The 21,094-nt window shown below is 52.4% G+C and carries 21 protein-coding genes; 15 read left to right on the top strand and 6 right to left on the bottom strand.

All coding sequences use genetic code 11. The features are described 5' to 3' along the window. Positions 1-77: 77 nt before the first annotated feature. Positions 78-638, bottom strand: coding sequence for a lipoprotein (locus A1WG_RS04170; protein WP_001516173.1), 561 nt, complete (start codon positions 636-638; stop codon positions 78-80). A gap of 170 nt (positions 639-808) precedes the next feature. Then, positions 809-2,017 (bottom strand): multidrug efflux MFS transporter MdtH, encoded by a 1,209-nt coding sequence (mdtH, locus tag A1WG_RS04165; protein WP_001516174.1) that lies wholly within the window; start codon positions 2,015-2,017, stop codon positions 809-811. Positions 2,018-2,252: 235 nt separating this feature from the next. Between mdtH and rimJ the strand changes: the two genes are divergently transcribed. From rimJ to murJ, 4 genes are all read left to right on the top strand, one after another. Further along, on the top strand, positions 2,253-2,837 hold the full coding sequence (rimJ, locus tag A1WG_RS04160) for a ribosomal protein S5-alanine N-acetyltransferase (RefSeq protein WP_000468210.1): 585 nt from the start codon (positions 2,253-2,255) through the stop codon (positions 2,835-2,837). Between the two features lie 10 nt (positions 2,838-2,847). Beyond that, positions 2,848-3,495 (top strand): YceH family protein, encoded by a 648-nt coding sequence (locus A1WG_RS04155; RefSeq protein ID WP_000877132.1) that lies wholly within the window; start codon positions 2,848-2,850, stop codon positions 3,493-3,495. 1 nt (position 3,496) lies between these two features. Beyond that, positions 3,497-4,420 (top strand): Gfo/Idh/MocA family protein, encoded by a 924-nt coding sequence (locus tag A1WG_RS04150; protein ID WP_000736170.1) that lies wholly within the window; start codon positions 3,497-3,499, stop codon positions 4,418-4,420. 109 nt (positions 4,421-4,529) lie between these two features. Continuing rightward, complete coding sequence (murJ, locus tag A1WG_RS04145) at positions 4,530-6,065, top strand: murein biosynthesis integral membrane protein MurJ (RefSeq protein WP_001050690.1); 1,536 nt, start codon at positions 4,530-4,532, stop codon at positions 6,063-6,065. Between the two features lie 39 nt (positions 6,066-6,104). Here the strand turns inward: murJ and flgN are convergent, their stop codons facing one another. From flgN to flgA, 3 genes are all read right to left on the bottom strand, one after another. Continuing rightward, the gene (flgN, locus tag A1WG_RS04140; RefSeq protein WP_001516175.1) at positions 6,105-6,521 is read right to left on the bottom strand and encodes a flagella biosynthesis chaperone FlgN; all 417 of its coding nucleotides are present in this window, start codon (positions 6,519-6,521) and stop codon (positions 6,105-6,107) included. Between the two features lie 4 nt (positions 6,522-6,525). Beyond that, positions 6,526-6,819: a flagellar biosynthesis anti-sigma factor FlgM gene (gene flgM / locus A1WG_RS04135; RefSeq protein ID WP_000020864.1), complete on the bottom strand. Its 294-nt coding sequence runs from the start codon at positions 6,817-6,819 to the stop codon at positions 6,526-6,528. A gap of 75 nt (positions 6,820-6,894) precedes the next feature. Further along, positions 6,895-7,554, bottom strand: coding sequence for a flagellar basal body P-ring formation chaperone FlgA (flgA, locus tag A1WG_RS04130; RefSeq protein ID WP_024191858.1), 660 nt, complete (start codon positions 7,552-7,554; stop codon positions 6,895-6,897). Positions 7,555-7,707: 153 nt separating this feature from the next. Between flgA and flgB the strand changes: the two genes are divergently transcribed. The 11 genes from flgB (at position 7,708) to flgL (ending at position 17,674) form a co-directional block, all read left to right on the top strand. Next, the gene (gene flgB, locus A1WG_RS04125) at positions 7,708-8,124 is read left to right on the top strand and encodes a flagellar basal body rod protein FlgB (RefSeq protein WP_001516177.1); all 417 of its coding nucleotides are present in this window, start codon (positions 7,708-7,710) and stop codon (positions 8,122-8,124) included. A 3-nt stretch (positions 8,125-8,127) separates the two neighbouring features. Then, positions 8,128-8,532 carry a flagellar basal body rod protein FlgC gene (flgC, locus tag A1WG_RS04120; RefSeq protein ID WP_001196470.1) on the top strand — a complete coding sequence of 135 codons (405 nt, stop codon included), beginning with the start codon at positions 8,128-8,130 and terminating at the stop codon, positions 8,530-8,532. 11 nt (positions 8,533-8,543) lie between these two features. Continuing rightward, complete coding sequence (flgD, locus tag A1WG_RS04115) at positions 8,544-9,239, top strand: flagellar hook assembly protein FlgD (RefSeq protein ID WP_000020468.1); 696 nt, start codon at positions 8,544-8,546, stop codon at positions 9,237-9,239. 24 nt (positions 9,240-9,263) lie between these two features. After that, positions 9,264-10,469, top strand: a complete 1,206-nt coding sequence (gene flgE, locus A1WG_RS04110; RefSeq protein ID WP_000885838.1) for a flagellar hook protein FlgE — start codon at positions 9,264-9,266, stop codon at positions 10,467-10,469. A gap of 19 nt (positions 10,470-10,488) precedes the next feature. Then, complete coding sequence (flgF, locus tag A1WG_RS04105; protein WP_000349270.1) at positions 10,489-11,244, top strand: flagellar basal-body rod protein FlgF; 756 nt, start codon at positions 10,489-10,491, stop codon at positions 11,242-11,244. Positions 11,245-11,415: 171 nt separating this feature from the next. Beyond that, positions 11,416-12,198, top strand: coding sequence for a flagellar basal-body rod protein FlgG (flgG, locus tag A1WG_RS04100; protein WP_000625823.1), 783 nt, complete (start codon positions 11,416-11,418; stop codon positions 12,196-12,198). 52 nt (positions 12,199-12,250) lie between these two features. Then, on the top strand, positions 12,251-12,949 hold the full coding sequence (locus A1WG_RS04095; RefSeq protein ID WP_001516178.1) for a flagellar basal body L-ring protein FlgH: 699 nt from the start codon (positions 12,251-12,253) through the stop codon (positions 12,947-12,949). Positions 12,950-12,960: 11 nt separating this feature from the next. Then, the gene (gene flgI, locus A1WG_RS04090; protein WP_001516179.1) at positions 12,961-14,058 is read left to right on the top strand and encodes a flagellar basal body P-ring protein FlgI; all 1,098 of its coding nucleotides are present in this window, start codon (positions 12,961-12,963) and stop codon (positions 14,056-14,058) included. Next, positions 14,058-14,999 (top strand): flagellar assembly peptidoglycan hydrolase FlgJ, encoded by a 942-nt coding sequence (flgJ, locus tag A1WG_RS04085; RefSeq protein ID WP_001516180.1) that lies wholly within the window; start codon positions 14,058-14,060, stop codon positions 14,997-14,999. Before flgI ends, flgJ begins: the two co-directional genes overlap by 1 nt. A gap of 65 nt (positions 15,000-15,064) precedes the next feature. Beyond that, on the top strand, positions 15,065-16,708 hold the full coding sequence (gene flgK, locus A1WG_RS04080; RefSeq protein WP_016242625.1) for a flagellar hook-associated protein FlgK: 1,644 nt from the start codon (positions 15,065-15,067) through the stop codon (positions 16,706-16,708). 12 nt (positions 16,709-16,720) lie between these two features. Then, positions 16,721-17,674 carry a flagellar hook-associated protein FlgL gene (gene flgL, locus A1WG_RS04075; RefSeq protein ID WP_001516182.1) on the top strand — a complete coding sequence of 318 codons (954 nt, stop codon included), beginning with the start codon at positions 16,721-16,723 and terminating at the stop codon, positions 17,672-17,674. 195 nt (positions 17,675-17,869) lie between these two features. Here flgL and rne read toward each other — a convergent pair whose 3' ends face one another. Continuing rightward, positions 17,870-21,049 (bottom strand): ribonuclease E, encoded by a 3,180-nt coding sequence (rne, locus tag A1WG_RS04070; RefSeq protein ID WP_001516183.1) that lies wholly within the window; start codon positions 21,047-21,049, stop codon positions 17,870-17,872. Positions 21,050-21,094: the final 45 nt, after the last annotated feature.

Below are 21,094 nucleotides of genomic sequence, written 5' to 3' on the forward strand. Positions count from 1 at the left end.
TTTTGCCGGACACAAAGGATAAGCGGAAACGTTTTCCTTTGCACGAAAAATAAAGGGCGCGAATGCGCCCTTCGTGTTTAATCAGTAAACGGAATGACAATTTCGCCAGGTTTCACCTCAATACCTTTCGCCAGTTTTTTCGCCATTGCTTCACCCTGACTACCATCTTCGCGCAGAATGTAAGCCGGTTGCTGGTTGAAGTAATTGCGTAGTGCCTGGTTCAAATAGGGAAGCAATGTTTGCATTACCGTTTGCATTTTTTCTGGCTGCACCGTTGCGTCGACCACTTCCATCTCTTTCAGGAAGATCGCGCCTTTTTCTTTATCAAACACCGGCAGCGCCTTCAGCTTCAGTTTCATGGTTGCTTTCTGGCTGCCGAAAAGAGAGTTCATATCCAGATTGGCATCACCGGTTAAGGTGATCTTATTTGGCTCTTCGCGGCCAATTTGACTGGCCAGATTTGTCAGAACGATATGGGCATCAGCCACACCGGGCAAACCGATATCTTTTGAGAAATTATTATGTTTCGCAAGCGACTGGTTAATTTCTTGTTCGCTAATCGTGTACTGGGTGAGTTGATTACAGCCAACGAGCAGGCCGCTGATGATCAATGCAGCGGCAAATAAAAACTTGTTCATGGTAGTCCTCGACATGAAATCTGCGTCAATATCCTGACACAACGCAGCATGTGTCACCAGCGTTAAACCCGCCAGCAGAAAAAACTGAAAACAGCGGCGACAGGTAATAACAGGTTGCTGCGGCGAGTAGATTGACTGGGCGAACAATGGTAACAGAAAGCATGGCATTTTCAGGCGTCGCGTTCCAGCAACCAACGCGTAGCGCGTTTCTGGCTAAATTGCCACCCCATCGCAACGAAGGTGATGATGCCAATAATGCCCAACATTATCCACGGTAGTTCTGGTTGCTGCGCCGATTTACCCAGGTCAAACAGCCAGCCGCCACCGACATAACCGATAGCACCGCCAATCGCCAGGCCCAGACGACTAAACCCCATATAGCTGCCGCGCGCTCGTGCATCTGCCAGCGAGGCGCTTAGGGTTTCACGCGCAGGTTCGGCAATGATTGAACCGATATAAAATAGACAAATCAGGGTGAAGAGTTGTTGCAGATTGCTGACCATTCCAACCGGTATCATGCTTAACGACATGACCAATAGCCCAGCCATCAATCGGTGTTCCAGACGAAAACGTCTTTCGCTCCAGCGGGCGATAGGGTAAAGCAACGTTAAGGAGAGACACGCTTCAATGGCATACATCCATTTAACGGCAGAGGGCGCTCCGGCGATATCGTTGACCATAATCGGCAGCATCAGCATTACCTGAACGGCCAGCATGTAGTAGCCTGCCAGCGTCAGAACATAGGTGACAAAACGTTTATCGCGCATCACGCGGGCCATGCCTTCGCGGACTGGCGTACGCACGGTAGAAAGTTTCCATGCCGGTAACAACCAGGCATTAAATGCCGCACACAGCACAAACAAAATTGCCCCCGTCGCGCAGACCAGGCGGAAATCGTATTGCAACAGCCAGCTACCTAATAATGCGCCAATGACCGCACCAGCACTGTCCTGCATCATCAACAGGGAGAAAAAACGTCCACGCTGTTGCGGGCGGATCAATTTGACCACCAGTGCCGAACGCGGCGGATCGAACAGAGTACCGCCAAGACCTGAGAGAAGGCAGGAAAACCACAGCATCCATGGCTCGTGGGCGATCCCCATAGTGGCAAATCCCGCGGCGCGCATCAGCATTCCGGTGACGATCATCGGTTTTGCGCCAAAGCGGTCGGCAATTGCGCCGCCAAAAATGCCTAAACCTTGCTGAATGAACTGACGCAGACCGAGAGCAATACCGACCATCACGGCTGCCCAGCCCATTTGATCAACGAAGCGGATAGAGATCAGAGGGAAGACAACAAAGAACCCCAGCACGACCAGCATATTATCGATGAGCAGGAAATATTTACCCAGGTTCCTGGCCTGTGAAACGCGCGACATTTCCCCTCCCGGGAAATAAAAGATGAGCACTTTCTATTCTGCATGGTCGCTAATACTTTTCCCATATTTCCCGGGACAATATTTTTTTATCGAAAGTCCTCTTTGATAGAGAGTTTTTATCAAATATGTGAATAATGCAGGAAATGGCATTTTGGACTTTTCACAGGTTCTGGTTGCGCAGGTATAGTAATACTTACAGCGTATTAAAGACGTTACGGGAAGGAGTAGGTATAGAATGTTTGGCTATCGTAGTAACGTGCCAAAAGTGCGCTTAACCACAGACCGACTGGTCGTGCGTCTGGTGCATGAACGTGATGCCTGGCGGCTGGCGGACTATTACGCAGAAAATCGCCATTTCCTCAAGCCCTGGGAACCAGTGCGCGACGAAAGCCACTGCTACCCTTCAGGCTGGCAGGCCAGGTTAAGCATGATTAATGAATTTCATAAACAAGGTTCTGCATTCTATTTTGGGTTGTTCGACCCGGATGAGAAAGAGATTATTGGCGTTGCCAATTTTTCTAATGTGGTGCGAGGATCTTTCCATGCCTGCTATCTCGGTTATTCAATCGGACAAAAATGGCAGGGCAAGGGGCTAATGTTTGAAGCCCTGACCGCCGCTATTCGTTATATGCAGCGTACTCAACACATTCATCGCATTATGGCCAACTATATGCCGCACAATAAACGTAGCGGTGATTTGCTGGCGCGACTGGGTTTTGAAAAAGAAGGTTATGCGAAAGATTATCTGTTGATTGATGGACAATGGCGCGATCACGTGCTGACGGCATTAACCACCCCGGACTGGACGCCCGGCCGCTAAGGAGAATGTTATGAAGTATCAACTTACCGCACTGGAAGCCCGCGTGATTGGCTGTTTACTGGAAAAACAGGTGACGACGCCGGAGCAATACCCGCTCTCCGTGAATAGCGTAGTCACGGCCTGTAATCAGAAAACGAACCGTGAACCGGTAATGAACTTAAGCGAATCTGAAGTGCAGGAGCAGTTGGATAATCTGGTAAAACGTCATTATTTACGCACGGTGAGCGGTTTTGGTAATCGGGTCACCAAATATGAGCAACGCTTTTGTAATTCAGAATTTGGCGATCTGAAACTGAGCGCCGCAGAAGTGGCGTTAATCACCACGTTGTTATTGCGTGGTGCCCAGACGCCGGGTGAACTGCGCAGCCGCGCGGCGCGAATGTATGAATTTAGCGATATGGCGGAAGTGGAGTCGACGCTGGAACAACTGGCGAATCGCGAAGATGGCCCTTTTGTGGTGCGTCTGGCTCGCGAACCGGGTAAACGCGAAAGTCGCTATATGCATCTTTTCAGTGGTGAGATAGATGAGCAACCTGTGGTAACGGAACCGTCGAAGGCGGTTGAAGGTGATTTACAGGCCCGTGTCGAAGCACTGGAAATCGAAGTGGCAGAACTGAAACAGCGTCTTGATTCGTTGCTGGCCCATCTGGGAGATTAAAGTGAAAAAATTACGTATCGGCGTAGTGGGGTTAGGAGGGATCGCGCAAAAAGCGTGGTTACCGGTGCTGGCGGCAGCGTCTGACTGGACGTTACAGGGGGCATGGTCGCCAACGCGCGAGAAAGCTCTACCCATTTGTGAAAGCTGGCGCATTCCTTATGCCGATTCGTTATCTAACCTTGCTGCCAGTTGCGATGCAGTTTTTGTCCACTCCAGCACCGCCAGTCATTTTGAAGTGGTCAGTGCGTTATTAAACGCTGGCGTTCATGTCTGTGTCGATAAACCCCTGGCAGAAAATCTGCGCGATGCCGAGCGGCTGGTGGAACTGGCGGCGCGGAAAAAACTGACGTTGATGGTTGGTTTTAACCGTCGCTTTGCACCGCTCTACAGTGAGCTAAAAACGCAACTTGCCACCGCAGCGTCGCTGAGAATGGATAAACATCGTACTCATAGCGTCGGGCCACACGATCTTTATTTCACGTTGCTGGATGATTATCTGCATGTGGTTGACACTGCTCTGTGGCTGTCTGGCGGCAAAGCCTCCCTTGACGGTGGTTCGCTGTTGACTAACGAGTCTGGCGAAATGTTGTTTGCCGAGCACCATTTTTCGGTGGGGCCTTTGCAAATCACCACCTGCATGCATCGCCGTGCTGGTAGCCAGCGTGAAACGGTGCAGGCCGTGACCGACGGCGCGCTCATCGACATTACGGATATGCGTGAATGGCGCGAGGAGCGCGGGCAGGGCGTGGTGCACAAACCGATTCCCGGCTGGCAAAGTACCCTCGAGCAGCGTGGATTTGTTGGCTGCGCGCATCATTTCATCGAATGCGTGCAAAATCAGACAGTTCCACAAACTGCTGGTGAGCAGGCAGTACTGGCGCAGCGCATCGTTGACAAACTCTGGCGAGACGCGATGAGTGAATAAACCCTGTAACATCTGGCGGTAGCAATTCACCATAATCCAGGTAGACTATTCGCCTCTTTCAGCGCCTGCGTTGCAGGCGTTTTGTTCGTGGGTCTGGATTAGAACACCAATGAATTTATTAAAATCGCTGGCCGCCGTCAGCTCGATGACCATGTTTTCGCGTGTGCTTGGCTTTGCACGTGACGCTATTGTCGCCAGAATTTTTGGCGCAGGGATGGCAACCGACGCTTTTTTCGTCGCTTTCAAACTTCCTAACTTGTTGCGCCGTATCTTTGCCGAAGGGGCATTCTCCCAGGCATTCGTGCCGATTCTGGCGGAATATAAAAGCAAGCAAGGTGAAGATGCAACTCGGGTCTTTGTCTCTTATGTCTCGGGCCTGCTGACGCTGGCACTGGCGGTTGTGACCGTTGCCGGGATGCTCGCCGCACCGTGGGTGATAATGGTGACTGCGCCGGGCTTTGCTGACACCGCCGACAAATTCGCGCTGACCACTCAGCTATTGCAGATCACTTTTCCCTATATTTTGCTGATCTCCCTGGCATCGCTGGTGGGGGCTATTTTGAATACCTGGAACCGTTTCTCGATTCCGGCATTTGCCCCGACGTTACTTAACATCAGCATGATTGGTTTTGCGCTGTTTGCTGCACCGTACTTTAATCCGCCGGTGCTGGCGCTGGCGTGGGCTGTTACGGTGGGCGGTATACTGCAACTGGTGTATCAGCTACCGCACCTGAAGAAGATCGGCATGTTGGTTCTGCCGCGCATTAACTTTCACGATGCAGGAGCAATGCGCGTGGTGAAACAAATGGGCCCGGCGATCCTTGGTGTTTCTGTTAGTCAGATCTCCTTGATCATCAACACCATTTTTGCTTCGTTTCTTGCCTCAGGTTCCGTGTCGTGGATGTACTACGCCGACCGTTTAATGGAGTTTCCGTCTGGCGTACTGGGCGTGGCGCTGGGGACTATTTTGCTGCCGTCGCTGTCGAAAAGTTTTGCCAGCGGTAATCATGATGAATACAACCGCTTGATGGACTGGGGCCTGCGTCTTTGTTTCCTGCTGGCGCTGCCGAGCGCGGTAGCGTTGGGTATTCTCTCTGGTCCATTAACTGTTTCTCTGTTCCAGTACGGTAAATTTACCGCCTTTGATGCGCTGATGACTCAGCGGGCATTGATTGCCTATTCAGTGGGGTTGATCGGCCTGATTGTGGTGAAAGTGCTGGCTCCGGGTTTTTATTCCCGCCAGGATATTAAAACACCGGTGAAAATTGCCATCGTCACGCTGATTTTGACGCAGTTGATGAACCTGGCGTTTATCGGCCCGTTGAAACATGCCGGACTGTCGCTTTCCATTGGTCTGGCAGCTTGCCTGAATGCCTCGCTGCTTTACTGGCAGTTGCGTAAGCAGAAAATCTTTACCCCGCAACCCGGTTGGACTGCGTTTCTGCTGCGTCTGGTGGTGGCAGTGCTGGTGATGTCTGGCGTACTTTTAGGTATGTTGCACATCATGCCGGACTGGTCATTGGGTACTATGCCCTGGCGCTTACTACGTTTGATGGCGGTAGTTGTCGCGGGAATTGCGGCGTACTTTGCCGCGCTGGCGGTGCTGGGCTTCAAAGTCAAAGAGTTTGCCCGTCGGACGGCTTAATAACCAATCCCGGCCTGCATTGCAGGCCGGAGAAAATCTTCAGATAGATATCTTTTTACCGCCGCGATGGGGCGTTGAGGTTTGACCGTTGGCCCCGTACAGCGTCGGCTCCTGATGTGGTTTCAGCATTTCCAGCGCCTGTTGATTGCGCTCAATCTGTCCTTCCAGTAGCCAGCCGTTATGTTGATTTAACTGACGCAGTTGCTGCGTTTTTACGGTAATTTCCTGCCAGCATTGTGCGATATCGTTGCTGTTTGCGGCATCCGGTATTTGCCGACGTAACTGCTCGAGGTAATCCAGCGTCGCCAGCAGTGAGCTTTTTTGTTCTGTAATCCGTTGTAACTGACTGCCGTTGATCTGCCCCATAGAGAGATGTTGCAGCTCTTGCTCCATCACCGTTTTAAGATCGTTAAGCACTGCGGACATCTGGTCGAGGATCTCTGCAAGACGCGTCATACGTTTATTTACTCAGTAAGTCTTGTTGCACTTCGCTGATCAGTGCATCGGCAATTTTGCCGACATCTATCTTTAGTTCACCGTTACGAATCGCCAGTTTCAACGCTTCTACGCGCTCAAGATTGATATCACTGCTGCCTGGTTGCATCAGCTTTGCTTGTGCATCGCTTAATGTCACACTGGTACTGGCGGCGGCGGTCGTTTTTGTCGAGCGGGTATTGGCTACCGGAGTGTCACTGGTTTCGCGTGGCTGAACGGTGCTTATGGGCTTCAGGGGAGCGGTGCGGTCAATACTCATGGTTTATTCCTCATTGAGGGCGCTTTTATCATTTGTTGCTTATTTATCGGCAATAGTCGGTCAATCTTTAACAGATTACAGGTTTATAAGAATATTCCCATCCGCATCCACCACACCACTGACCACCTGACCCGACACCATGCGGACACGAGCATTTTGCGCAACCGCCGCGTTGTTCAGCGCCTGACCTTCAGCATTAGCGCTGAAACCATCGCCACTGGCGATCACGTTGACACGCTGTCCGGCTTTTACTCGCCATGCCTGGCGCAGCATGGTTAGTTGTATTGGCTGCCCGGGCGTCAGATCGCGCAGACTGACTGCATCAACCAGTTGATTAACATCCAGTACAGTACGTGGCGGTAAGGTATCCAGCCGTCCGCGTTTCAGTTTGACGCTGGCAGATTCCAGTTTTCCTCCCCGCACAATGGGCATCGCGGCAACGACATAACTCCCGGTGGCCTGCACATTGACTTGCACATATCGTTTGTCGTTGCCGCAGCGTGCCAGCACATTCACATTGCCCCACAGGCGGGAATTACTGGTGATGGAAAACAATGGCTGTTCACACGCAGGCAGTAAATGGGGGGGCGTGCGAATAGAGATACGAACCTCATCACTCAACCCCGCCAGTTGTACCACAAAAAAGGTTTTCAATTGTGATGTGAAATCGCCAGCCGTACTCAGCGGGCTGAACAGTATCGCGATGAGTACCACGCCATGCTTCATTATTTGCATTTCCGCCCCCAGCCATTTCTACAGGCTAAATTGTACCCGCGCGGCGTGACCATCAACGGCATAAATAGCGACCCATTTTGCGTTTATTCCGCCGATAACGCGCGCCTAAAGCCTTTAAGCTGACGGCAGAATTTTGATATCTGCGGAGGAGATATGCTCGATAAGCTCGACGCCGCCTTACGTTTTCAACAAGAGGCGCTCAATCTGCGCGCCCATCGTCAGGAAGTGCTGGCGGCAAACATCGCCAACGCCGATACCCCTGGTTATCAGGCGCGCGATATAGATTTTGCCAGTGAACTTAAAAAAGTAATACTGCGTGGACGGGATGAAACCAGTGTGGTGGCCCTGACCATGACCTCAACGCAACACATTCCGGCGCAGGTGCTGATGCCTCCTTCCGCAGAACTGCAATACCGTATTCCGGATCAGCCTTCGCTGGACGGCAATACCGTCGATATGGATCGCGAACGCACCCAGTTTGCCGATAACAGCCTGCAATATCAGATGAGCCTTAGCGCGTTGAGTGGGCAAATCAAAGGCATGATGAACGTTTTACAGAGCGGAAATTAACGGATGGCACTGCTGAATATTTTTGAGATCGCCGGGTCGGCGTTAACTGCCCAGTCCCAGCGTCTGAACGTAGCGGCCAGTAATCTGGCGAATGCCGATAGCGTGACAGGGCCAGACGGACAACCTTATCGGGCAAAACAGGTGGTGTTTCAGGTGAACGCCGCGCCGGGAACCGCGACAGGTGGGGTGAAAGTGGCTGACGTGATTGAAAGCCAGGCGCCAGACAAACTGGTATATGAGCCGGGAAATCCACTGGCGGACGCGAAGGGTTACGTGAAAATGCCAAACGTGGATGTGGTTGGGGAGATGGTTAACACCATGTCGGCATCACGCAGTTATCAGGCCAACGTTGAAGTCCTCAACACGGTGAAAAGCATGATGCTGAAGACCCTCACGCTCGGTCAATAAAGGAGAAAACCATGTCCATTGCGGTAACCACCACCGATCCGACAAATACTGGTGTCAGTACTACCAGCAGTAGTTCGCTCACTGGCAGTAACGCTGCAGATTTACAAAGCAGTTTTCTGACGTTGCTGGTGGCGCAACTGAAAAATCAGGATCCGACCAATCCGATGGAGAACAACGAGTTGACATCGCAACTGGCGCAAATCAGCACGGTTAGCGGGATTGAAAAACTCAATACTACACTCGGTTCGATTTCCGGACAGATAGACAACAGTCAGTCGCTACAGGCCAGTAACCTGATTGGTCATGGTGTGATGATCCCCGGCACCACCATTCTTGCCGGTACTGGCAGTGAAGAAGGGGCGGTAACCACGACCACGCCGTTTGGTGTTGAACTGCAACAGGCGGCAGACAAAGTCACCGCCACGATCACTGATAAAAATGGCGCGGTTGTACGCACGATTGATATCGGTGAACTGACCGCCGGAGTCCACAGTTTCACCTGGGACGGCACATTAACTGACGGCACAACCGCACCGAATGGTTCTTATAACGTGGCGATTAGCGCCAGTAACGGTGGTACGCAGTTAGTTGCGCAACCGCTGCAGTTTGCTCTGGTGCAGGGCGTGATCCGCGGTAACAACGGTAATACGCTGGATCTCGGCACTTACGGCACCACCACTCTCGACGAAGTACGGCAGATAATTTAAGCCTTCACATTTCAGGAGTCAGTCATGGCCTTTTCTCAAGCGGTTAGCGGATTAAACGCAGCCGCCACCAACCTCGATGTTATTGGCAACAATATCGCCAACTCCGCCACCTATGGTTTTAAATCCGGTACGGCTTCTTTTGCTGATATGTTCGCGGGTTCTAAAGTGGGGCTGGGGGTAAAAGTTGCTGGCATTACCCAGGATTTTACCGATGGAACGACCACGAATACAGGACGTGGCCTTGACGTTGCCATCAGCCAGAACGGTTTCTTCCGCCTCGTAGACAGTAACGGCTCAGTGTTTTACAGCCGTAACGGGCAATTTAAACTCGATGAAAACCGTAATCTGGTGAATATGCAAGGTTTACAGTTAACGGGTTATCCGGCAACCGGCACACCACCGACTATTCAGCAGGGGGCGAATCCAGGCAATATTTCGATTCCGAATACCCTGATGGCGGCGAAAACGACGACAACGGCGTCAATGCAGATCAACCTTAACTCCAGTGATCCTCTTCCGACAGTCAAAACTTTCGATGCCAGCGATGCGGATAGCTATAACAAAAAAGGTTCGGTAACGGTATTTGACAGCCAGGGGAATGCTCATGACATGAGCGTCTACTTTGTGAAGACCGGGGATAATAACTGGGATGTTTACACCCAGGATAGTAGTGATGCAGCCAGTATCGCTAAGCAAGTAACAACACTGGCGTTTGATGCGAATGGAACTCTGACATCTGGTGCTTCTGCGTTAGTTGCCACCGGTGCAATTAACGGTGCAGATCCCGCCTCATTCTCGTTAAGTTTCCTCAACTCCATGCAACAAAACACCGGTGCGAACAACATCGTGGCAACCACCCAGAACGGCTACAAACCGGGCGATCTGGTGAGTTACCAAATCAACGATGACGGTACGGTAGTCGGCAACTATTCCAACGAACAAACCCAACTGTTGGGGCAGATTGTGCTGGCTAACTTCGCTAACAACGAAGGACTGGCGTCCGAAGGCGATAATGTCTGGTCTGCGACGCAATCTTCTGGCGTGGCGCTGTTGGGGACTGCCGGAACAGGCAATTTTGGCACGCTGACCAATGGTGCGCTGGAAGCGTCCAATGTCGATCTCAGCAAAGAACTGGTCAATATGATTGTCGCCCAGCGTAACTATCAGTCCAACGCCCAGACTATCAAAACCCAGGACCAGATCCTCAACACGCTGGTTAACTTACGCTAATCGCTGACGGGATAGCTCAATGGATCACGCAATCTATACCGCGATGGGGGCCGCCAGCCAGACGCTGAATCAGCAAGCGGTAACTGCCAGTAATCTGGCGAATGCATCTACACCTGGTTTTCGCGCGCAGATAAACGCCTTACGTGCAGTGCCGGTAGAGGGACTTTCGCTGCCTACACGCACGCTGGTGACGGCATCTACGCCAGGGGCAGACATGACGCCCGGCAAGATGGATTACACCTCACGTCCGCTGGATGTTGCGTTACAGCAAGACGGCTGGCTGGCCGTGCAGACCGCTGACGGTAGCGAAGGATATACGCGTAATGGCAGCATTCAGGTTGATCCCACCGGGCAACTGACGATTCAGGGGCATCCGGTGATTGGTGAAGCGGGGCCGATTGCTGTGCCGGAAGGGGCGGAAATCACTATTGCTGCCGATGGTACTATCTCGGCGCTGAATTCTGGCGATCCGGCAAATACCGTCGCTCCAGTCGGGCGGCTGAAACTGGTGAAAGCTACGGGCAGTGAAGTGCAGCGCGGCGATGACGGCATTTTTCGTTTGACTGCTGAAAGTCAGGCCACACGTGGAGCGGAACTTCAGGCAGACCCGACGTTACGGGTGATGTCGGGCGTGCTGGAAGGCAGTAATGTCAATGCTGTTGCGGCGATGAGCGACATGATTGCCAGCGCGCGGCGTTTTGAAATGCAGATGAAGGTTATCAGCAGCGTTGATGATAACGCAGGCCGTGCCAATCAACTGCTTTCGATGAGTTAATTGAAAGGATAAGTGACAAGCATAAGTTACCTGATGCGCAATTTTATCGGGCTTACGAGTTGCATCGCAATGTATTGAATTTGCGAGATCTTGTAGGCCGGATAAGGCGTTTACGCCGCATCCGGTAAAAAGACATATGCACGTGGTCAGCACTCCACTACAGGACATTTTATGATCAGTTCATTATGGATCGCCAAAACCGGCCTCGACGCCCAGCAAACCAATATGGACGTCATTGCCAACAACCTGGCAAACGTCAGTACCAACGGTTTCAAGCGTCAGCGGGCGGTGTTTGAAGATCTGCTTTATCAAACCATTCGCCAGCCTGGAGCGCAGTCTTCCGAACAAACCACCTTGCCGTCCGGGTTACAAATCGGTACTGGTGTGCGTCCGGTTGCCACTGAACGCCTACACAGTCAGGGCAACCTGTCGCAAACCAATAACAGCAAAGATGTGGCGATTAAAGGGCAGGGCTTTTTCCAGATCATGCTGCCGGATGGCTCATCGGCCTACACCCGCGACGGCTCTTTCCAGGTGGATCAGAACGGGCAGTTGGTGACGGCGGGTGGTTTTCAGGTACAGCCTGCGATCACCATTCCAGCGAATGCGTTAAGCATCACCATCGGTCGTGATGGCGTGGTCAGCGTAACCCAGCAAGGCCAGGCGGCTCCGGTTCAGGTTGGGCAGCTTAATCTCACTACCTTTATGAACGACACTGGGCTGGAGAGCATTGGCGAAAACCTCTACACCGAAACGCAATCCTCCGGCGCACCGAACGAAAGTACACCGGGTCTGAACGGCGCGGGGCTGCTGTATCAAGGGTATGTTGAAACATCTAACGTCAACGTGGCGGAAGAACTGGTCAACATGATTCAGGTACAACGTGCCTACGAAATCAACAGTAAAGCGGTATCTACCACCGATCAGATGCTGCAAAAACTGACGCAACTCTAAGGCATAACCGGTGGCTGGTTCACCGGTTTACTGATTTTTAAAGATGATAGCCATGCAAAAAAACGCTGCGCGCATTTACGCCATTTCCAGCTTGTTGGTGTTTTCACTGACCGGCTGTGCCTGGATACCCTCCACGCCGTTGGTACAGGGGGCGACTACTGCACAGCCGGTTCCTGGCCCGACACCCGTCGCCAACGGTTCCATATTCCAGTCTGCTCAGCCGATTAACTATGGCTATCAACCGCTGTTTGAAGATCGCCGCCCACGTAATATTGGCGATACGCTGACCATTGTGTTGCAGGAAAACGTCAGTGCCAGCAAGAGTTCTTCCGCTAATGCCAGCCGCGACGGTAAAACCAATTTTGGCTTTGATACTGTGCCGCGCTATTTGCAGGGGCTGTTTGGTAATGCCCGCGCTGATGTCGATGCCTCTGGCGGCAATAGCTTCAACGGGAAAGGTGGAGCCAATGCCAGCAATACCTTCAGCGGCACGTTGACGGTGACGGTCGATCAAGTGCTGGTAAACGGTAACCTGCATGTGGTGGGTGAAAAACAGATCGCCATTAATCAGGGCACCGAATTTATTCGCTTCTCCGGCGTGGTCAATCCACGCACTATCAGTGGTAGCAACACCGTACCGTCTACCCAGGTGGCGGATGCGCGCATTGAGTACGTTGGCAATAGCTACATTAACGAAGCACAAAATATGGGCTGGTTACAGCGTTTCTTCCTTAACCTGTCGCCAATGTAAGTGAGGCTGTGGTGATTAAATTTCTCTCTGCATTCATTCTTCTGCTGGTTGCGGTCGTGGCGCAGGCCGACCGTATTCGCGATCTCACCAGCGTTCAGGGCGTACGGCAAAACTCGCTGATTGGTTATGGGTTGGTAGTTGGCCTGGATGGTACGGGTGACCAGACGACCCAGACGCCGTTTACCACGCAAACGCTAAATAACATGCTCTCGCAGTTGGGAATTACCGTTCCGACAGGCACCAATATGCAGTTAAAAAACGTCGCTGCGGTAATGGTGACGGCGTCACTTCCGCCTTTTGGACGCCAGGGGCAAACCATTGATGTCGTGGTGTCGTCGATGGGTAACGCCAAAAGTCTGCGTGGCGGTACGTTGCTGATGACACCGCTTAAGGGTGTCGATAGCCAGGTGTATGCGCTGGCGCAGGGCAATATTCTGGTCGGCGGCGCAGGCGCATCGGCGGGGGGCAGCAGTGTTCAGGTTAACCAATTGAATGGCGGACGGATCACCAATGGTGCAATTATTGAGCGCGAATTGCCCAGCCAGTTTGGTGCTGGCAATACCTTCAATTTGCAGCTAAATGAGGAAGATTTCACCCTGGCGCAGGAAATTGCCGATACCATCAACCGCACACGCGGATACGGCAACGCGACGGCGTTAGATGCGCGAACTATTCAGGTACGCGTGCCGAGTGGCAACAGTTCCCAGGTGCGTTTCCTTGCCGATATCCAGAACATGCAGGTCAATGTCACTCCGCAGGACGCCAAAGTGATTATTAACTCGCGTACCGGTTCAGTGGTGATGAATCGTGAAGTGACCCTCGATAGCTGCGCGGTGGCACAGGGCAACCTCTCGGTTACGGTGAATCGGCAGGTGAATGTCAGCCAGCCAGATACGCCGTTTGGTGGTGGAGAAACCGTGGTAACCCCACAAACGCAGATCGACTTACGTCAGAGCGGTGGTTCGCTGCAAAGCGTGCGTTCAAGCGCCAGCCTCAATAACGTAGTGCGCGCGCTCAATGCATTGGGGGCTACGCCGATGGATCTGATGTCCATACTGCAATCGATGCAAAGCGCGGGATGTCTGCGGGCAAAACTGGAAATCATTTGATGATTAGCGACAGCAAACTGCTGGCCAGTGCCGCCTGGGATGCACAATCGCTTAATGACCTGAAAGCGAAAGTGGGTGAAGATCCGGCGGCAAATATTCGCCCGGTGGCTCGTCAGGTAGAAGGGATGTTCGTGCAGATGATGCTGAAAAGTATGCGTGAAGCCTTACCGAAAGATGGCCTGTTCAGCAGCGAGCATACCCGACTCTACACCAGTATGTATGACCAGCAGATTGCCCAACAGATGACAGCAGGCAAAGGTCTGGGGCTGGCGGAGATGATGGTTAAACAGATGACACCAGAGCAGCCGTTGCCAGATGAAGCAACGCCAGCGGCACCGATGAAATTCCCGCTTGAAACTGTGATGCGTTACCAAAACCAGGCGCTCTCGCAACTGGTGCAAAAAGCCGTACCACGTAACTACGATGATTCGCTACCTGGTGACAGCAAAGCGTTCCTCGCGCAACTCTCGCTTCCCGCCCAACGGGCAAGCCAGCAAAGTGGTGTGCCGCATCATCTGATCCTTGCCCAGGCGGCGCTGGAATCAGGCTGGGGACAACGGCAAATCCGTCGTGAAAATGGTGAGCCAAGCTATAACCTGTTTGGCGTCAAAGCCTCCGGCAATTGGAAAGGGCCGATCACTGAAATTACCACCACCGAATATGAAAATGGCGAAGCGAAGAAAGTAAAGGCGAAGTTCCGGGTTTACAGCTCATATCTTGAAGCGCTTTCAGATTATGTCGGTCTATTAACACGTAACCCGCGTTACGCCGCCGTGACGAATGCCAAAAGCGCTGAGCAGGGGGCGCAGGCATTACAGGACGCGGGATATGCGACCGATCCTCATTATGCCCGCAAACTAACCCATATGATTCAGCAGATGAAATCGGTAAGCGACAAAGTGAGCAAAACTTACAACATGAGTATCGATAATCTGTTCTGAAGAACTCAAGTCCGGCGGGTGTCTGCCGATAATGCTCTGTAATTGAAGGCTTATAAGGAACCTCCATGTCCAGCTTGATCAATAACGCCATGAGCGGACTTAACGCGGCGCAGGCAGCGTTAAATACGGCGAGTAATAATATTTCCAGCTATAACGTTGCCGGATATACCCGCCAAACCACCATTATGGCGCAGGCCAACAGCACTCTGGGTGCAGGTGGTTGGGTTGGCAATGGTGTCTACGTATCCGGTGTGCAACGTGAGTATGATGCGTTTATTACCAACCAGTTACGTGCGGCGCAAACCCAGAGTAGCGGTCTGACTTCCCGCTATGAACAGATGTCGAAAATCGACAATATGCTCTCTGGCAGCACGACCTCGCTGGCAACACAGATGCAGGATTTCTTCACCAGTCTGCAAACACTGGTCAGTAACGCGGAAGATCCGGCGGCACGTCAGGCGCTGATCGGTAAAGCAGAAGGGCTGGTAAACCAGTTTAAAACCACCGATCAGTATCTGCGCGACCAGGATAAACAGGTCAATATCGCGATAGGTGCCAGCGTTGACCAGATCAACAATTATGCTAAACAAATCGCCAGTCTGAACGATCAAATCTCACGCCTGACAGGTGTGGGGGCAGGGGCGTCACCTAACGAGCTGCTGGATCAACGTGATCAACTGGTGAGCGAATTAAACCAGATCGTTGGTGTAGAAGTCAGCGTTCAGGATGGCGGCACTTACAACATCACGATGGCCAATGGTTACTCACTGGTTCAGGGCAGCACGGCGCGTCAGTTGGCGGCAGTACCGTCCAGCGCCGATCCTTCCCGCACGACAGTCGCTTATGTTGATAGTACTGTGGGCAATATCGAGATCCCGGAGAAATTACTGAATACCGGGTCGCTGGGCGGCCTTCTGACGTTCCGTTCTCAGGATCTCGACCAGACGCGCAATACGCTCGGACAACTGGCGCTGGCATTTGCCGGGGCTTTCAATACTCAACACAAAGACGGGTTTGATGCCAATGGCGATACAGGGAAAGATTTTTTTGCCATCGGGAAACCGGCTGTGCTGGAGAATACTAAAAACCAGGGTAGTAGCGCGATCAGCGCCACGGTGACCGACGGCTCCGCGGTGCTGGCAACAGATTACAAAATCTCTTTCAACAATAATCAGTGGCAGGTCACCCGCCTTGCCAGCAATACTACTTTTACGGTGACGCCAGATGCCGACGGTAAAGTTTCGTTTGACGGTCTGGAGTTGACGTTTATCGGCACACCAGATGCTAATGACAGCTTCACGTTGAAACCGGTAAGCGATGCCATCGTCAACATGGACGTTTTAATCACCGACGAAGCGAAAATCGCCATGGCGAGCGATAAAACCGCTGGTGAGAGCGATAACCGTAATGGTCAGGCGCTACTGGATTTGCAAAGCAACAGTAAAACGGTGGGCGGGGCGAAATCCTTCAACGACGCCTATGCCTCGTTAGTGAGTGATATCGGCAATAAAACTGCTACGTTGAAAACCAGCAGTACGACGCAAGGTAATGTGGTGACGCAACTCTCTAATCAGCAGCAATCTATTTCCGGCGTCAACCTTGATGAAGAGTACGGCAACTTGCAACGTTTTCAGCAGTACTACCTGGCGAATGCGCAGGTTCTGCAGACGGCGAACGCCATTTTCGATGCGCTTATTAACATTCGCTAAGGGAGAGAAAAAATGCGTTTCAGTACCCAGATGATGTACCAGCAAAATATGCGCGGTATCACCAGTTCCCAGGCGGAATGGATGAAGTATGGCGAACAGATGTCGACGGGTAAGCGAGTTGTTAACCCTTCTGACGATCCCATTGCTGCATCACAAGCTGTCGTGCTCTCACAAGCGCAGGCGCAAAACAGTCAGTACACGCTGGCGCGTGCTTTCGCGACGCAAAAAGTGTCGCTGGAAGAGAGTGTGCTTAGCCAGGTTACTACGGCAATCCAGAACGCCCAGGAAAAAATTGTCTACGCCAGCAACGGCACGTTAAGTGACGATGATCGGGCATCGTTAGCCACGGATATTCAGGGACTCCGCGACCAGTTGTTGAATCTGGCGAATACCACTGACGGTAACGGGCGCTACATTTTTGCTGGTTATAAAACCGAATCCGCACCGTTTAGCGAAGCGAAAGGTGAATATGTCGGCGGAACTGAAAGTATTAAGCAACAGGTTGATGCTTCGCGTTCGATGGTGATAGGGCATACCGGCGACAAAATTTTTAATAGCATTACCAGTAATGCGGTAGCGGAACCAGATGGTAGCGATTCTGAAACCAGCCTTTTTGCTATGCTGGATAGCGCCATCGCTGCGCTGAAAACACCGGTTGCAGATAGTGAAGCGGATAAAGAAACCGCTGCTGCGGCATTAGATAAAACTAACCGTGGCCTGAAAAACTCGCTGAATAATGTGCTCACCGTACGTGCGGAATTAGGCACACAGTTGAACGAACTGGAGTCGCTGGATTCATTAGGTAGCGATCGCGCTTTAGGTCAGACGCAGCAGATGAGTGATTTGGTTGATGTGGACTGGAACGCGACGATTTCATCTTACATCATGCAGCAAACGGCGTTGCAGGCGTCGTACAAAGCGTTTACTGATATGCAAGGATTATCGCTTTTTCAGCTCAATAAATAAGCACTTTTCAAACATATCATGAAACTGGGTATGTTTTGTCTGCCCGCTCTGGGATCGCCTGAGCGGGCATTTTTTTGCCTTATTTTTGAGTGTGGCTGGCAAGAATACCATTGGGTGAAGTTGAATATATTGATTCATAACTGAAATAAAAAAAGCCCCGGCGGTTGCCAGGGCTTGATCGCTTTGAGTTAATGATTACTCAACAGGTTGCGGACGCGCAGGGGCGGCAGAGGCATGATGCGTCGCCGTATGACCACCTGCGGCACCTTTACCTTCGAAGGCAAAGGCTGGACGCTGCCAATCACTGTGGCGCGGCGCTTCCGGAACATATTCCGGTGCCGGAGCACGTGTCATCGGCGCGGTAGCGTGGTTATGCTCTACGACTACCTCGGCTTCAACAGGGGCTACTGTTTCAACCTCTGCTGCAACTTCAGCGACCACAGGCGCGGCAGGTTGAGCAACGACTTCAGGTTCGGCAATCACAACCTCGGCAGTTTCGGCAACTTCTTCAATATCAGCCGTCTCTTCCTGCGGTTCAACCACTGGTTCTGCGTGCTCTGCAACTTCCTGCGCTACGGCAACATCAGCTTCGGCAATCACCTGCGGCTGTTCAGTTACTGCAGCGGCAATCACTTCAGGATGCGTCGTTTCAACCACTTGCGGTTCGGCAACCTGAACAGGTGCTTCTACGACTTCAGTTACTTCTTCAACAACCGGCGCGGCAATGACTGGCTCCACAGCGGCGGCGACAGGGACTTCAGTCACCATCGGCTGAACCTGTACTTCTTCCTGCTCGCGTTGTTCTTCAACCTGTACATCTTGCGGACGTACAACCGGGTAGCGGATCCAGACTTTGCCAGAGGCCAGTTCCGGAGATGCGCACGCTACAGTTAACGGCATTGGTGACTGAACCGGATAACGCTCGTCACGATAGCGGCGACGACGCTGGCCACTTACGCGCAGGTGACGAGGCGAACGACGAGAACGACGTGGCATGCCACCGTTGTCACGGTTATCGGCATTGTTCTCTTCTTGCTGTTCCGGCGCAGTTTGCGCAACCACAGGCAGCGGAACTTTTACCAGTTCAGTTCGCTGGGCAGGCGTTTCCTGCATAACAGGCTCGGCAGCGACGGTTTCTTCAACCACCGGTGCGACTACAACTTCTTCAGCAACGCTTTGCTCGTAACGCACTTTTTGGTTCAGTTGACGCTGTTTACGACGTGGTTGAACCGGACGTACACGTTCTTCCTGGTCGGTTTCCTGAACAGATGGCTCTTCAACATTCAGCGCTTTAGCTTCTTGTTGCACCTGACGTTTATCGTCGTTACGGCGACGGCTACGTTCACGACGCGGTGCTTGCTGCTCGTCAGTGGTGCGTGCTTTTTCAGTTACATCGGTCTGCTGACGGTTCTCACGAGCCTCGGCAGTCTGCTGCTGTGCCTGGCGACGATTACGACGGTTTTCTTCGCGATTATCGCTGCCCTCTGTACGCTCACTACGTGTATCGCGGCGTTCATTACGGTCACGGCGGTTGTTCTGGCGAGGCTTACGGCGATCCTGTTGGCGCTCCGGTTTTGCTTCTGCTTTCGACGCGGGTTGCTCGGCCGGTTTGGTTTCTTCGCCGCCGCTGAACAACGATTTCAGTGCGTTGAAAAGACGGCTCAACAGGCCTGGTTGTGCTGGAGCAGCAGGCGTTGTCGGCGCAGCTTTCGGTGCTGGGGCTGCTGCCGGTGCTACAGTTTCAGCCGGGGTTGGCGCTGGTGGAACATCCGGCATGGCGAAGGTTGCCAGTGCAGGTTGTTCCGGGCGTTTACGTTCAGGGAATTCTTCCTCAGAAGGTAATGCCATCGCTTCTTCATGCAGTTTTGGCAGCATGTAGCTTAAGGTCGGCGTCTCTTCTCCTTTACGCACGCGCAGCACGTGGTAGTGCGGAGTTTCCATCTGATCGTTTGGTACAATCACGCAGCGCACGCCGTCCTGACGGGTTTCAATTGCATTCACCGCAGAACGTTTTTCGTTCAGCAGGTAAGAAGCAATGGGGACAGGAACAATAGCGTGGACTTCCTGAGTGTTCTCTTTCAGGGCTTCTTCTTCAATCAGACGCAGAATAGAGAGCGACAGGGATTCGTTGTCACGCACGGTGCCAGTACCGGAGCAACGCGGGCAGACGTGATGGCTGGATTCACCCAGCGATGGGCTAAGGCGCTGACGGGACATCTCGAGCAGGCCGAAGCGAGAAATATGGCTGATTTGAATACGCGCACGATCCTGACGCACCGCTTCACGCAGACGGTTTTCTACCGCACGCTGGTGGCGTACTGGCGTCATGTCAATAAAGTCGATAACAATCAGGCCGCCGAGGTCACGCAGACGCAACTGACGAGCAATCTCATCAGCAGCTTCCAGGTTAGTGTTAAACGCGGTTTCTTCGATATCACCGCCGCGGGTTGCGCGTGCGGAGTTGATGTCGATGGCGGTTAACGCTTCGGTGCTGTCGATAACAATAGAACCACCGGACGGCAGACGAACTTCACGCTGGAAAGCGGACTCGATCTGCGATTCAATCTGGTAGTGGCTGAACAGTGGAATTTCACCCGTGTACAGTTTGATTTTGCTGCTGAAATCCGGGCGGCCCAACGCGGCGATATGCTGACGCGCCAGTTCGAGCACTTTCGGGTTATCAATAAGGATTTCACCTATGTCCTGACGCAGGTAGTCGCGGAAAGCGCGAACGATAACGTTGCTTTCCTGGTGAATCAGGAACGGAGCAGGGCGGCTTTCAGCGGCTTTTTTGATCGCTTCCCAGTGTTTCAGACGGAAGCTCAGATCCCACTGGAGCGCCTCGGCAGATTTGCCGACGCCAGCAGTACGCACGATAAGTCCCATGCCTTCAGGCAGTTCAAGGCTTGCCAGTGCTTCTTTTAATTCGGTACGGTCGTCGCCTTCGATACGGCGAGAAATGCCACCCGCGCGCGGGTTGTTCGGCATCAGAACCAGATAGCTACCCGCCAGGCTGATAAAGGTGGTCAGTGCTGCGCCTTTGTTACCGCGCTCTTCTTTATCGATCTGAACAATGACCTCCTGACCTTCACGCAACACATCTTTAATGTTGGGGCGGCCATGAGCACTGTAGTTAGCAGGGAAATATTCGCGGGCAATTTCTTTTAGTGGGAGGAAACCGTGACGTTCAGCGCCGTAATCAACAAAAGCAGCTTCCAGACTCGGTTCAATGCGGGTGATTTTACCTTTGTAGATGTTCGCCTTTTTCTGTTCATGCCCTGGACTTTCGATATCCAGATCATACAGACGCTGCCCATCTACAAGGGCAACGCGCAACTCTTCCTGCTGAGTTGCGTTGATTAACATTCTTTTCATCGTAACTTACTCATTATTCTTACATTGACGACTAAGCTGCGGGCA

The organism is Escherichia sp. KTE96 (assembly GCF_000408525.1).
GTDB classification, from domain to species: Bacteria; Pseudomonadota; Gammaproteobacteria; order Enterobacterales; family Enterobacteriaceae; genus Escherichia; species Escherichia marmotae.